The following is a 391-nucleotide window of genomic DNA, read 5'->3' as shown; positions in this document are numbered from 1 at the left end:
GTGCCAACGGTGCGGTCGCGGTGTCCAATGCGCATGGCACGGTGACCGGTGCTGCCGGTGGTGTGCTGCTGCGTCCGTTCGCTCGGTTGATCGCCAAGGAGGGTGACTCGGTCACCACCTACGGCGAGCCATGGAACATGAACTGACGTTTCGGCGATAAACGGCGCGGGGGTGCCGTCTGGGCTTCGGCTCCGGACGGCACCACCTGCGTATTAGGCCACCACACACCACAGGTAAAGGGAGAACATGAAGGCATTCAGTCGGGTGCTGCTTGCGATGGTGGCGGCTATTGCCGCGCTGTTCGTGGGCACGGGCACCTCTCACGCGGGTCTGGACAACGAGCTGAGCCTCGTCGATGGCAAGGACCGGACCCTGACCATCCAGCACAGCA

1 protein-coding gene and 1 pseudogene are annotated in these 391 nt (G+C 63.9%); both read left to right on the top strand.

All coding sequences use genetic code 11. The annotated features are described in order from the left end of the window. On the top strand, positions 1-146 hold a 146-nt coding region (locus AC1DY7_RS31395), incomplete at its 5' end, for an MspA family porin (RefSeq protein WP_477497662.1). Positions 147-246: 100 nt separating this feature from the next. Next, a pseudogene (locus AC1DY7_RS31390) lies at positions 247-391 on the top strand (MspA family porin); the annotation flags it as partial.

This window comes from Mycobacterium sp. P2_H7, assembly GCF_056403275.1.
This window is presented reverse-complemented; position numbering and strand designations above follow the sequence as displayed.